Here is a 13,118-nt window from a genome sequence, read left to right as displayed (position 1 = left end):
ATTAGTGATTAGTGATTATAGCATCATTTTTTAAAATCATGTTTAACGCCCTAAAAGGCTTAAACACACCCGCTAACTGCATATAAAGATAGCGCTACAGACGCTAATGAGCTTTATTAATTCACAACCAGAGAATGATGGCAACTATAATGATTAAAATATTTTGATGTGCTTATCATTTTGGATAGGAATGCCTAATTCTAGCGATAGCGATTTCACTCGTTATATCAATAAAGCGAATGTTAATAATGTAAAACAAATCTGAATTTGGAAGCAGAAATTTATTTAATTTTTTCTTTGGGTAAGGCTAATTTAAACGAACCGCTATTTTGATTTTTGACACAAGAAAACCCCCCTCCTTTAACCCTCTAACCCTTACTTTTTATCGTTTTTATGTTCGTGGTTAGCGTTGCATTGATTAGCTTGGTTTTGGCTATTTTTTTGACAACTTTCGTTGTTTTGATTTTTAGCATCACCTTTTTGATTGTGGTTTTGATTGCTGCAACTGTTACTCATTGTGTCTCCCTTAAATTAAAATAAAAACTAGATGCGTTTTCGCATCTGGGTCTCCATTCTATACCCTTTTCCCTAAAAAAAAGCTTAAATGGATTCTATTTGCAACGACTTCTTATCTTCACTGGCTTGCTGTGTTTTTAGGCGTAAAGTGGCAACCACAATGCATGCCGGTATGGTTACCCTATAAGCCGGCCCTGCAATATCAATCGCTGTCCATACGCCTGTAATGATCCAGCCAACAGGGCCTGTTAAAAAGCTCAGGGTTCTTGTAAGCACTTGATTGCCTGCAAGCGATAAACCACGCCCTAGAATGGTTTTTGCGACCGCATTCGCAACAATGACAGCTAATTGATAAGATTTAAAGCCTCCCATTTTAAACAGCGTTAAAGTCGCCGCGCTTAAGGCTTGTCTGTTTAAATTGTCCGTGTTTTTTATGGACAATTCATCGCACATTTCTTTCACTTCTTCATCATCCATTTCTTCTAGGCTTCTTTCTAAGATTTTAGAAAGCATGTTTTGTTCAATTAAAGTCGTTTCAGTTTTCTTGTTGTAATTGACCTTTAATTTATCGCACACATCGCATAGGATCTCTTTGTATAAGACTCCTTCGCCTTTAATGAAACTCGCAAAACTATTGCTCCCATAGTATTGCAACTCTTCAGCGATTCTTTCTGCGTATTTAGCGTAATCATCGCCATGCCTTTTGTATTCTATGGAGCTGGTCAGTTTTTCATTGTGTCTTTTTTCGCCGTCTTTACCAAAAACAAGCACCTCAAACAAATCCAATAAATCACTAGATTCCAGTTGCTTTAAAAATTCCAAGTCTCTATCATATTTGTATGCCATATTATTCCTTTATATTGTTTTATCACTTATTAAAAACAAACGACTTTTCGCACTCCATCGCTGTTTTTCTAAAGTGGTTACTGATTTTAATATCATTTGTCTAAAACTATACTTAATATTCTAAAAAGACTTAAACTCAAAAGCCCAACGCTCTTAGTTCTATAGATTTCATGCTTTAAAACACCAATTCTTTGGTTATTGCCTGAATAATGTTTTTTTTATAAAAAACAACTAATAAAATAATGGCTAAAAAGAAAATAAAGCGGTTATAGCATCATTTTTTAAATTTAGGTATAAAACGCCCTCAATTCAAGGGTTTTTGAGTGAGCTTTTTGCTCAAAGAATCCAAGATAGCGTTTAAAAATTTAGGGGTGTTAGGCTCAGCGTAGAGTTTGCCAAGCTCTATGCATTCATTGATGATGATAGGGTTTTGTGTGGGCGTGAAGCCAATTTCATACGCTCCTAAGCGTAAAATCGCCTTTTCCATGCTCCCTAATCGCTTGAAATCCCAGTCTTTCAAATGCGGTTCAATGAGAGCGTCAATTTCATTGATTCTTTCTAACACGCCATTAAAAAGGCTTAAAGCGAAAGCCAACTGGTTGTTTTTGATCTTTTTTTCTTCTAACATGCTGGAAGCGATTTTTTTAATTTCTTCATTACCGCTCTCAAACGCATACAACAATTCAACCACAGCCCCTCTGGCTTGAGTCCGTGTCGCCATTTTAACCCTTGAGGGTTTGGCACAAGCTCAACAATTCAATGAGGGTGCTCATCGCTTCAAAGCCCTTATTGCCGGCTTTACTGCCCGCTCTTTCAATCGCTTGTTCAATATTGTCCGTGGTAAGCACGCCAAAGCTTACAGGCATGCTGTATTTTAGCATCGCACTGGCAATGCCCTTAGTCGCTTCCGCGCTCACGTAGTCAAAATGCGGAGTCCCCCCTCTAATAATGGCTCCTAAAACGCACACGCCATCGTATTTTCCACTCCCTAACAATCTCTCTAAAATGAAAGGCAATTCATAAGCCCCAGGCACCAGCACGACGTCTAAAAGATCCTCATCGCCCCCATGCCTTTTAAAGCAATCCATCGCCCCTTCTTTTAATCTGTCTGTGATGATATGATTGAAGCGCGAGATTAAAATAGCGACTCTTTCATTCCCTTGTAATTGCAATTTCCCTTCTATGATTCGCATGAAATTCCTTTAAAATAAATTTTGGATTTTTAACATGTCGGTTACTAAGTGTTCTAACTCATCAGGTTTTAGCATGTTTGCTCCGTCGCTTAGGGCGTTTTTAGGATCAACATGCGTTTCAGCGAATAACCCATCAATCCCCACCGCAGCCGCAGCTCTGGCTAAAATAGGGGCAAAAGAGCTGTCTCCTGAACTTTTCCCGTTCGCTCCCCCTGGCATTTGCACGCTATGGGTAGCGTCAAAAATCACAGGGGCAAATTCTCGCATGATTTTTAAAGAGCGCATATCCACCACTAAATTCCCATACCCAAAGCTGCTCCCCCTTTCACACAGCCACACGCCATTTTTTAACGCCGTTTCATAAGTGGGGCTTTGAATACTACTATCCCTTGTTTTAAGGGCTTTTAAGACAGAATATTGCATGTCTTTTGGGTTCATGAATTGCCCTTTTTTGATATTGACAATAGCGTTAGTTTGGCTCACTTCTACAATCAAATCCGTTTGGCGGCACAAAAACGCCGGGATTTGTAAAATATCCGCTACTTTGGCTGCCACGCTTGCCTGATAGCTCTCATGCACATCGGTTAAGATTTTATAACCAAATTCCTCTTTGATGGTTTGTAACATTTCTAAGCCTTTTTCTAAACCAGGCCCTCTGTAACTTTCTAAACTCGTGCGGTTAGCCTTATCAAAACTCGCTTTAAAATAAAAATCCAATCGCTCGTTGTTGGCTAGGGGTTGTAATTTAGTAGCGATACTTCTTAGATTTTCTAAACTCTCAATGACGCATGGCCCGGCGATTAAAACGGATTTAGGGGTTTTTGTGTTAGAAGTTTTCATGACTTTTCCTTTGTTTAATGGTTTCTTCAATCGGCTCAAAAAAATGGCTTTCAAAATTATAATTATAAATCCTGCCTATTTCTATGATATAGTGCCAACCAAAAATTTTTAATTCGTTATCCATCACTCTTTCTTGAATGAAATCATAGCTTAAGAGGTTGTTGAGTTGCAAGCGCGCATTCAAACGCTCCGTAAGCCATGAACGCTTGGCGAAGTGGTTGCTGAATTGCGGGTGGTTTTTTTAATTCTTCTTTAATAGGCTTTAAGAATTGTATCCAGTTTGCAATGTAAGGGGTTTTAGCTTTGGTGGTTTCATCATGGATTAAATGAACGCTCCCGCAAGCCCCACAATCGCTATGCCCACAAATAATTAAATTGTGAATGCCCACATGTGCAATAGCGTATTCAATGCTCGCAATGGTAGAAAGGGATTCTTTATAGCTTGTTTTAGGGGGGATCACATTGCCCATGTTGCGGATCACATACAATTCGCCCGGCTTGGTGCCAGTGATTAGATTAGGCACGACTCGTGAATCCACGCAAGAAATGAACAAAGTGTGGGGCTTTTGCTTAGTTTTTAAGCTCTCATAAAGCTCTTTAAGCTCTTCGTATTCATTCTCTTGAAACTCTAACACCCCTAAAAACGCTTTCACTCTTTAACCCTTAAAATCTCATTTTCTTAAACTTGGTTTTCATTTTAAAACGCTTATCATAGCTAAAATTCTTCCATTTCTTTTTGTTATAATGGCGTTATTTTACACTTTAAAGGGCTTTCATGCAATTATGTGTCGCATTGGATTTAGAAAAAAAAGAGGACAACCTTTCTTTATTACAAGAATTGAAGGGCTTAGATTTATGGGCTAAGGTGGGGCTTAGATCTTTTATAAGAGACGGGGCGACTTTTTTAGATGAAATCAGAAAGATTGATGAAAATTTTAAGATCTTTTTGGATTTGAAGCTCTATGATATCCCTTATACGATGGCAAATGCCGCGCTAGAATGCGCGAAATTAGAAATTGACATGCTCACCGTGCATTTGAGCAGCGGCAAAAGCGCGCTAGAAATCTTAATGCAACGCTTAAACGCTCTTAAAAAACGCCCCTTGATCATGGGCGTGAGCGCTTTAACCAGCTTTAGCGAAGAGGAATTTTTGATGGTGTATAACGCCTCTTTAAAAACTCAAGCGATAAAATTGAGCGCTATGGGTAAAGAGAGCGGGATTGATGGGGTGGTGTGTTCGGTGTTTGAAAGTTTGGCGATTAAAGAGACTTTAGGTCAAGGCTTTTTGACTTTAACCCCTGGCATAAGGCTGGATAAAAATGATAAAGAAGATCAAGAAAGGGTGGCGAACGCTAAAGAAGCTAAACAAAATTTAAGCGATTTTATCGTGGTGGGCCGCCCCATTTATCAGGCTAAAGAGCCTAGAGAAGTGGTTTTAGAGCTTTTAAAGGATTGTTGAATGCATGTGTTAGAAACGATTGCTGCTTTAAGAGAATATCGTAAAAGTTTGAAAGAAAGCGTGGGGTTTGTGCCGACTATGGGGGCTTTACACAAAGGGCATCAAAGCTTGATAGAAAGGAGTTTGAAAGAAAATCCCCACACGATTGTAAGCGTTTTTGTCAACCCCACGCAATTTGGGGCTAACGAAGATTTTAGCGCTTACCCGCGCCCTTTAGAAAAGGATTTGGCTTTGTGTGAAACATTAGGCGTTAATGCGGTGTTTTTGCCTAAAATTGACGAAATATATCCCTATGAAATAGAGCAACGCCTAAAACTCTACGCCCCTACATTTCTATCCCACTCTTTAGAGGGAGCGGTGCGTAAGGGGCATTTTGATGGGGTGGTTCAGGTCGTGTTAAAATTGTTCCATCTTATCAATCCCACTAGAGCGTATTTTGGCAAAAAGGACGCCCAACAGCTTTTAATCATTGAGCATTTAGTCCAAGATTTGCTTTTAGACATTGAAATAGCGCCATGCGAGATTGCGCGAGATAGCGATCATTTGGCTTTAAGCTCTAGGAATGTGTATTTGAATGCCACAGAAAGAAAACAAGCCCTAGCCATTCCAAAAGCTCTAGAAAACATCAAGCAAGCCATAGACAAGGGCGAAAAAGCGTGCGAAAAACTGAAAAAACTAGGGCTTGAAATTTTAAAAAATTTAGAAGTGGATTATTTGGAATGTTGTAACCACAAGCTAGAGCCTTTAAAAACCATAGAGCCAACTAACACGCTCATTTTAGTGGCGGCTCGTGTGGGTAAAACCAGGCTTTTAGATAATTTATGGGTGTAGTTTGAAATTTTTGTGGCGACCCTTGAAAGATTTGAACTTCCGTTTCCACCGTGAAAGGGTGGTATCCTTGGCCACTAGATGAAAGGGTCATTTTTAACGATTGACTATTATTTGAAAATAAAGCGTAGAAAATGATTTAAAAAGTTCTTGGTGGCGGAGCGGACGGGACTCGAACCCGCGACCCCCTGCGTGACAGGCAGATATTCTAACCAGCTGAACTACCGCTCCCTATCCAAACCCCATAGTCTAAAAATGCATGCTTTAGTCATGGTGGTCGCTATAAGACTCGAACTTATGACATCTACCTTGTAAGGGTAGCGCTCTACCAACTGAGCTAAGCGACCACAATATTGAGATAAATCCAACTAAACCCGTATAAAAGAGTGGTGACTCCTAGGGGATTTGAACCCCTGTAACCACCGTGAAAGGGTGGTATCCTAACCACTAGATGAAGGAGCCACGATGCTCATGGTGACCCGTGTTGGATTTGAACCAACGGCCCATTCCTTAAAAGGGAATTGCTCTACCAGCTGAGCTAACGGGTCTCACAAAAAGATAATGATACAATTTTTTTTAACGCTTGTCAAGAATAATTGAAAAATATTGCTGTTTTCATAGAAACGAAACGCTCTTAAAACGGCATAACAGCTTTTGCTTCAATAAAAAACTTGGTTGCGCTTTAATGCCATAAGGATCACAATAGATGCGTTTTTGTTATTGGTTAGTATTGTTTTTGGGGTTTTAAAAAAGCTTTATCAAGATCTAACAAATCTTATTAGGATTTAATGCTTTTTTTTGTTTAAAAAATTTCATTTTTAAAAAATGGGTTTTGTTTTATCGTTTTAGATCTTATTTTGTTGTAAAAATCATTTCATTGAGTTTGTTTAAAGTATTTAAAAACGCATTTCCTTAAGGAAGTAGGGGGTATTTTGAAACCATTCTCCCCTTTTTAAAGTTCAACTTAAAAACCCCCAAAAAGAAGCGCTTTTTTAAAAAACTATCGCTTAAATTAGTATCAAGTTTTTCACTAACTAATATAAAAAACACTAAAAAGGATTTTCCATCAAACCACCCCAAAAAAAAGGGTTCAAAAGGGGTTTAATGCGAGCTTTTAGTAAGCGAACACATAATTCAAATACACGCTATAGAGTCTGCGGTATTGGAGTTGAGTGCCTAGCAAAGAATAGTAATTTGTGTTGATCGTGGGGATCTTCACACCTAATTCCACGCCATGCTGAGCCGCATGATCGCTTGCTTTTTTCTTATTCCTAGCGAGATTCATTCTCAAGCCCAAGTTGAATAAGAATTGGAAATTCGCCACATTCATTTTAGCGCTATAGAAATTATTGAATGTCGCTAAATTCACATATTGAGAATTAAGCCACGAAGTGCCGGCTAAGGCGATACCCCCAAACACCCCAAAAGAAATCTTGCTGTTTTTAGTGGCTTTATCATTGATAAAGTTATAGAGAACATCTGTTCCTACCCCATAAGTGAACACATCAGAAGCCGAATTGAAAAAGCTGGATTTGATATAAGCGTGGTTGTAATCAAAAAAGCCGTAATACCTAGCCCCCCATCGTTTCTTTTCACCAAAAAATTGTTTATACCCTATTTGCACACCGATCCCATTCATCGCGCCGTTGTTGGTTTGAGAGCTGATTAGTCCAATGCGTCTGAAAGGGTTATGCCCTAATTCTTGCGTGGCGCTTAATAATTGCGAATAAGCGCTTTGGTTGAGTTGGTAAACGGTCTTTAAGCCCTCGGGGCTATTAGGGTTAGTGGATTGGCTTATCAAATTTTTAAGGAATGGGGAATTAGGCGTGTTTGAAGCGGTCGTGGTGATGCTGTTATAAGTGTTGTTTAAATTGCTAAGGCTGCCTCTAAAATCAAGTATAGTGCGTGCAAGCAACTCAGACTGCTTTATTTGCTCTGCTTGAGTGCCAAAATGCACAAGGCTGTTATTTAAAGCCGTTATCGTCTCTTCTACATAAGCGCAACCGGCTCCCCAAGTGTTGCTAGTAACCCCTTGACTAGGCGTTGTGCCATCACTTCTGCAAGCTGCCAAGTAATTTGTGATAAATTGGCTTGGGATAGTGTCAAGGTCTTTTTTCATTTGAGCGGCTAGTTCAAGCATCTTGGCTTGCGCTTGCGCGTGATTGAGCATGTTTTGAGCGAAAGCCTTATCAGCAGAGGTGTAAGGGTTGAAATCTTGCGGCGCGTTTTGATTGCTTTGCTGGTTGTTAAGGCTTTGAGCTTGCGTTACGATTTCTTGGGCGTTTTTGATCATGCTAGTAACGGCGCTAAATTCAGTGGCAAAAACCTGACACACATTCCCTGCCGTATCTAAACCCCACGGCGCGCCCCCATTTTGCCCTTGATTGTGATTGACCCATGGGCAGTTTGTAGTGAGGACGCTTATCATTTTACTGGCTTCTTGCAAAAGGGTTTGAGCGTCATTAGTAGTAGTAGTAGTTTCACTTTTACTAGCTCCATTAGTTTGTGTTGTTACTTTGACTTCTATCTGTTGCTTCGTGTTATTCAAAGCGGGTACCCCTTGTTTTAACGCTTGTTGGAGAACCTGATAGGCATCATTAAGCTTTTTAAAATTCTCAATGCTTAAAGGGCCGCTAACCCCGTTGTTATAACCGGTTAAATTGCAATTAATGGAACTTGAATTATGTCCTGGCTGGCCCTGAAAAATTACGCTTTGCTGACCACTCTTACCAGGACCGCATTGGACATTATAGGCGATGACATTCCACAGCCCCACCGCCGCATTCAACGCCAAATACACCGCTTGATACGCCGGGGAATTGGTTTTTTCGCCGGTCAACCCTTGCGTGTTTGCTTTTAAATTATCGATCGCAGCATTGATTTCTGAAGGGCTGCTCGCGTTCGTTACCGCCTGATTGAGGTTGTTGAAATTGCTTAAAAGGTTGCTCAAATTCTCATAAGTGTCTGAGAGTTTTTTCAATTCGCCGGTGTTTTTCACCATTTGAGCGGCTTCACCGATTTGATAGCCCGCGCTGATAAAAAAGCCGTTGTCTTCAGCGTTTAAGAGCGATGAAGCGAGAGAGAGAGAGAGAGAGTAACAACTTGTTCGTGTTTTCTGACACGATAAGCAAAGAAGGCAGCACTTCTGATGTCTTTGAAAACCTGCTCAATTATAGCGATGCTGAAACGAATAAGCCTTGGTATCATTACCGCAACATGATAGACATTTTTAAGCGATCCCATTATGAAACTTTTTGGTTAGAAAAACAATTCGTCGATCAATGGTCATTGATACAAGATCTAGTTTCTAGTCGCTCTAAAAACCGCTATTTCCTTCAACGCGATAGAAATCTCTACTTCCTTCCTGGAGAATGGACAAGCTATGATGAAGATATTTTAACTTTTTATTCTAAAAATATCCCATCCCAATTAAAAAGCAAGAATTTTATCGTGTTCCATTTGCGTGGCTCACACAAGACTTACAGCGAACGCTTCCCCCAAAGCTTTGCCAAATTCAAACCAAGCGATTTGTCTTTTTCTAATTTGCATGCAAGCAGCGATAGAGACAAACAAATCGTTGCCGATTATGTCAATTCGCTCTATTATAACGACTTTGTTTTGAATGGGATTTTTAACCTCTTTAAAGATAAAGACGCTATTGTGTTTTATTTGAGCGACCATGCGCAAGATATTTTTGAAAGCGGCCCCACTTATGGGCATAGCTGTTCTAAAGCGGGCTTAGAAATCCCTTTTATGATTTATGTGAGCGATATTTTTAAAGAAAAACACCCCGAGAAAGTGAAATTGATTAAAAACGCTTTAAACAAACCTTTCATGAGCGATGATTTAATCCATTCTCTTTTGCCTTTGGTAGGCATTCACACTAAAGATGAAATAGAGAGTAAAAACCTTTTTAGCCCTAAATTTGACACTCAAAGAAAAAGGGCTGTTTGCTATGAGAGATAAGGCTCTGCTCTCATCAATAGGGGTAAGATTGATTTTAAAAAAGCTTTCAACCCTACCTTAAAATCTTCACTTCTTCTTCTAAATGGATGCCGTATTCTTGTAACACTCTAGCTTTGGCGAGTTCTATCAAATCTAGGGCTTCTTCAAATCCTGCACCCCCCAAATTCACCAAAAAATTCGCATGCTCTTTGGCAAAGCCCACCCTTTTTAAGCGATAACCCCTTAAGCCCACGCTCTCTAAAAGCCTGCCCGCATGATCGTTAGGCGGGTTTTTGAAACAGCTCCCAAAATTAGGCAATTTAGGGTGGCTTTTGCGCATGCTTTGACACGCTTTTAAAACTTCTTGTCTAAAACCATGCGTTTTTTTAAACCTAGCCCTTAAAACAACGCCATTGAATTTGCTGCTGCGATAGCCCAGCCCCAAAGCCTCTTTTTCTAGCCATTCGCCATTAATGCAAGCGCTTTCTAAAACATTTTTGATTTCAAATTCTTTCATGCCGGCATTCATTTTAACTAACGCCCCTAAAGTGCCAGGCAATTGCCCTAAAAACTCCAAACCCTCTAAATCATTCGCCCTAAAATAATTAAAAATTTTAGAAGAATTCGTCGCTCCCCCTACCTCCACCCACTCGCCCTTATCGCAAATATAATCGTAGTTTTTTCCTAATAAAGCGAGATTTTTCGCGCTAGGAGCGATTAAAAGGTTGTTCGCTAAACCGATAATCTGGTGTTCTTGAGAAATTTCATCATCGTTTTCTAAAACGCTCACTTTTAAAGGCGTGCCGATTTTCACGCTGCTGTAACGAGAAAAATCAATGGTTTTTTCTAGCATTTTCTAGCCGATGATTTTAGGAATGAGCTTGATTAAGGTTTTGGTGTAATCTAAAAGCATGTTCGTCATCCACGGCATGGTTAAAATCAGCACCCCAATCACGGCTAAAATCTTAGGCACAAAAGACAAAGTCATTTCATTGATTTGAGTGGTCGCTTGAAAAATACTGACTAATAGCCCCACCACCAAGCCCGCTAGTAATACCGGTAAAGAAATCATCAAAGTGATTTTATAAGTCTCAATGGCGAGTTTCATGAGTTGTGATTCCATAACATTCCTTTTATCTTAAGATTTCTTCTAATTGCTGAAAGCTTTGTTCAAAAGGCTGCAAAGCGTTTTCATCTTGCGCTAAAAACTGCTCCATTAAAGCCTTTTTCTTAATCGCTTCATCAAGCTCTTTATCGTTCCCCATTTGATAAGAGCCGATGCGAATGAGCATTTCATTTTCTTTCAACAACGCATACAAACGGCGGAATTTCCTCGCACAAAGGTTTTGAGACTCGCTGATGATGTCTTTAGCCACCCTTGATGCGGAGTTTAAAATATTAATAGGCGGGTAGATCCCATAATCGGTTAATTCCCTGCTTAAGACGATATGCCCGTCTAAAATACTCCTAGCCTGATCGGCTATGGGATCGCTCAAATCATCGCCCTCTACTAGCACGCTAAAAAAAGCCGTGATGCTCCCCTTATTTTCTTCCTTGCCCGCTCTCTCCATTAATTGAGGTAATAAGGAAAGCGCGGATGGGGGGTAGCCTTTGGAAGTGGGCGGTTCGCCTAAGGCCAAACCGATTTCTCTTTGAGCCATAGCGAAACGAGTCACTGAATCCATGATGAATAACACGTCTAGCCCTTGGTTTTTAAAATACTCCGCCACGCTCATCGCGCAAAAAGCCCCGTATTTGCGCATCAAAGGGCTATCATCGCTCGTAGCGACCACCAACACGCAAGAGCTTAAATCCCCTTTCAGGTTTTTCTCTATAAATTCAGGGATTTCTCTGCCCCTTTCCCCAATCAAAGCGATCACTTTAATGGGCGCTAAACAACCCCTAGTGATCATGCCCATTAGCGTGGATTTACCCACCCCAGAGCCGGCAAAAATGCCCAGTTTTTGCCCCTTACCGCAAGTCAAAAGCCCATCAATGCTCTTCACCCCCACGCTAAAAACCTCATCGATCAAGCCTCTTTTTAAAGGGGCTATAGGCGTTGTAATGACAGGCGCTAATCGTTCATAATCTAGCGCCCCCTTATTGTCAATGACTTGCCCTAAAGGATTAAGCACCCTCCCTAAAAGATTACGGCCCACAGGGAAATTCAACCCCTCTTTTAAAAACAGCACCTTATCGCCAGCCCTAGCCCCCTCTATAAAGTTAAAGGGCGTGAAACCAAACTGCTCTTTTTCTGCCACCACCACCATCCCCACGCATTCGCTGCCATCGCTTTTTTCAATCTTCACCACATCGCCCACAGAGGGGTTAAAACCATCCGCATAAACGATATTGGGCATGATTTTTTTCACGCTCCCATAGCGAGGCGATAGATCAAAATGCTGATTCAAGCGGTTTTTTAAGGATTTTAGGGGCATTTAAAGCTCTTTAGTCCATAAGACTTCAGCGATTTGGCGCTCATTATTGATCCTATTCACATGCACGATCACATCAATCGCGCTTTTAAAATACGCTCGCATTAGATCTTTATCCAAAGAATGCGTGTAACGCATGCTCAAATTCAGTGAAAGGGCTTCTAAAGTGTTTTGAGCGCTATTAGCGTGAATGGTTGAAAGCATGCCCTTATGCCCGGTATTCCCTAAACGCAAAAAGAGCGCCGCATTCCTGGTATCAATCTCGCCCACAATGAGCCTATCTGGGTTTAAGCGCATGGCCATATTGAGAGCGTCTTCATAATTAAAGCGCGTGTTTTCTTGCTTGCCCACTAAAAGCCCCACGCAATTACTGAACGCTTTTAAATCCAATTCTTGGCTGTCTTCAACGCTCACCACCCTTTCATTTTTATTGACGCAGTCTAAAAGAGCGTTGAGTAAGCTTGTTTTACCGCTTGAAGTCTCCCCGCTAATGAGAATGTTATGCCCTTTTAGGGCTAAATCTTTCAAACCTTCTGGATCGCTTGCTTTAAAAGTGAAATCGTCTAAACTTAAGGGCTTAAGCCTAGGCACACGGATATTGAGCGTGATTTGATTGTTTGTGGTGATGCTAAAGTGATTCGCGCTCACCCTATAGCGCGTGAAAGGGATAGAGCAATTTAAGGTGGGGTGCTCTTCATCAAAAAACAACCCCCTAAAACTGGCCAATTGCTCGCAAAACCTCAATAAAAACGCCTTATCAAAAAGCGCATGCCCTCTTTTTTCTCGGGTGTTATTGATTTTATAGAGCCAAAGCTCCTGCTCGGTATTGATGATAAGCTCGGTGATCCCGCTTTCTAAAAAAGGGGTAAAATGGCCGATTAGGGCTTGTAAAACTCTATGGGTTTGTAAAGTTTCCAAAAAGCCCTATCCTTTTATCATCGCTCTTCTAAAACCTCTTCGCAACGCTTGCAAGGGGTGTTTTCTAATTCGCTTTTAAAACGCCAACACCTAGGGCATTTATAAAAGGGGGCTTTAAAGAGCGTGAATGCTGGCGTC

General features: G+C 40.6%; 12 protein-coding genes, 5 tRNA genes and 2 pseudogenes. 3 read left to right on the top strand and 16 right to left on the bottom strand.

The genetic code is table 11. The annotated features are described in order from the left end of the window. Positions 1-375: 375 nt before the first annotated feature. The 6 genes and pseudogenes from BZK24_RS09320 to BZK24_RS02245 form a co-directional block, all read right to left on the bottom strand. Positions 376-516 carry a hypothetical protein gene (locus BZK24_RS09320; RefSeq protein WP_000071328.1) on the bottom strand — a complete coding sequence of 47 codons (141 nt, stop codon included), beginning with the start codon at positions 514-516 and terminating at the stop codon, positions 376-378. A gap of 84 nt (positions 517-600) precedes the next feature. Next, complete coding sequence (locus tag BZK24_RS02265; RefSeq protein WP_000323696.1) at positions 601-1,362, bottom strand: YaaW family protein; 762 nt, start codon at positions 1,360-1,362, stop codon at positions 601-603. A gap of 304 nt (positions 1,363-1,666) precedes the next feature. Further along, a complete protein-coding gene (gene nusB / locus BZK24_RS02260) occupies positions 1,667-2,083 on the bottom strand; it encodes a transcription antitermination factor NusB (protein WP_000235751.1) in 417 nt (138 codons plus the stop codon). Position 2,084: 1 nt separating this feature from the next. Then, on the bottom strand, positions 2,085-2,555 hold the full coding sequence (gene ribH, locus BZK24_RS02255) for a 6,7-dimethyl-8-ribityllumazine synthase (protein ID WP_001219987.1): 471 nt from the start codon (positions 2,553-2,555) through the stop codon (positions 2,085-2,087). A 9-nt stretch (positions 2,556-2,564) separates the two neighbouring features. Next, on the bottom strand, positions 2,565-3,395 hold the full coding sequence (gene kdsA / locus BZK24_RS02250; RefSeq protein WP_077656436.1) for a 3-deoxy-8-phosphooctulonate synthase: 831 nt from the start codon (positions 3,393-3,395) through the stop codon (positions 2,565-2,567). Then, a pseudogene (locus tag BZK24_RS02245) lies at positions 3,382-4,048 on the bottom strand (carbonic anhydrase). The gene kdsA and the pseudogene BZK24_RS02245 overlap by 14 nt, the downstream one beginning before the upstream one ends. 122 nt (positions 4,049-4,170) lie before the next feature. Between BZK24_RS02245 and pyrF the strand changes: the two are divergent. Together pyrF and panC are read left to right on the top strand one after the other, a co-directional pair. Then, complete coding sequence (pyrF, locus tag BZK24_RS02240) at positions 4,171-4,854, top strand: orotidine-5'-phosphate decarboxylase (RefSeq protein ID WP_077656435.1); 684 nt, start codon at positions 4,171-4,173, stop codon at positions 4,852-4,854. Continuing rightward, positions 4,855-5,685 (top strand): pantoate--beta-alanine ligase, encoded by an 831-nt coding sequence (gene panC / locus BZK24_RS02235; RefSeq protein WP_077656434.1) that lies wholly within the window; start codon positions 4,855-4,857, stop codon positions 5,683-5,685. It begins immediately after the preceding gene. A gap of 13 nt (positions 5,686-5,698) precedes the next feature. Here panC and BZK24_RS02230 read toward each other — a convergent pair. The 6 genes and pseudogenes from BZK24_RS02230 to sabA form a co-directional block, all read right to left on the bottom strand. After that, a tRNA-Glu gene (locus BZK24_RS02230) sits at positions 5,699-5,774 on the bottom strand. Between the two features lie 62 nt (positions 5,775-5,836). Next, positions 5,837-5,913, bottom strand: a tRNA-Asp gene (locus tag BZK24_RS02225). Between the two features lie 40 nt (positions 5,914-5,953). Beyond that, positions 5,954-6,029, bottom strand: a tRNA-Val gene (locus tag BZK24_RS02220). A gap of 40 nt (positions 6,030-6,069) precedes the next feature. Further along, positions 6,070-6,144 (bottom strand) — tRNA-Glu (locus BZK24_RS02215). Between the two features lie 10 nt (positions 6,145-6,154). Continuing rightward, positions 6,155-6,230 (bottom strand) — tRNA-Lys (locus tag BZK24_RS02210). A gap of 566 nt (positions 6,231-6,796) precedes the next feature. Further along, a pseudogene (sabA, locus tag BZK24_RS02205) lies at positions 6,797-8,773 on the bottom strand (Hop family adhesin SabA/HopD); the annotation flags it as partial. 17 nt (positions 8,774-8,790) lie between these two features. On the opposite strand from sabA, the gene BZK24_RS02200 reads away from it, so the two are divergent. Further along, the gene (locus BZK24_RS02200) at positions 8,791-9,648 is read left to right on the top strand and encodes a phosphoethanolamine transferase (protein WP_242423408.1); all 858 of its coding nucleotides are present in this window, start codon (positions 8,791-8,793) and stop codon (positions 9,646-9,648) included. A gap of 52 nt (positions 9,649-9,700) precedes the next feature. Here BZK24_RS02200 and BZK24_RS02195 read toward each other — a convergent pair whose 3' ends face one another. The 4 genes from BZK24_RS02195 to BZK24_RS02180 are packed head-to-tail and all read right to left on the bottom strand — an operon-like array spanning position 9,701 to position 12,980. Beyond that, positions 9,701-10,480, bottom strand: coding sequence for a UDP-N-acetylmuramate dehydrogenase (locus BZK24_RS02195; RefSeq protein WP_077656431.1), 780 nt, complete (start codon positions 10,478-10,480; stop codon positions 9,701-9,703). Between the two features lie 3 nt (positions 10,481-10,483). Then, positions 10,484-10,750 (bottom strand): flagellar biosynthesis protein FliQ, encoded by a 267-nt coding sequence (gene fliQ / locus BZK24_RS02190; RefSeq protein WP_000445741.1) that lies wholly within the window; start codon positions 10,748-10,750, stop codon positions 10,484-10,486. Between the two features lie 10 nt (positions 10,751-10,760). Next, complete coding sequence (gene fliI / locus BZK24_RS02185; RefSeq protein ID WP_001128712.1) at positions 10,761-12,065, bottom strand: flagellar protein export ATPase FliI; 1,305 nt, start codon at positions 12,063-12,065, stop codon at positions 10,761-10,763. Further along, positions 12,066-12,980, bottom strand: a complete 915-nt coding sequence (locus BZK24_RS02180; protein ID WP_077656430.1) for a CpaF/VirB11 family protein — start codon at positions 12,978-12,980, stop codon at positions 12,066-12,068. It abuts the gene before it with no gap. Positions 12,981-13,118 lie beyond the last annotated feature (138 nt).

Source organism: Helicobacter pylori, from assembly GCF_001998165.1.
Classification (GTDB): domain Bacteria; phylum Campylobacterota; class Campylobacteria; order Campylobacterales; family Helicobacteraceae; genus Helicobacter; species Helicobacter pylori_DL.
Note: the sequence above shows the minus strand (reverse complement) of the source record. Positions and strands in the feature narration are given on the sequence as shown.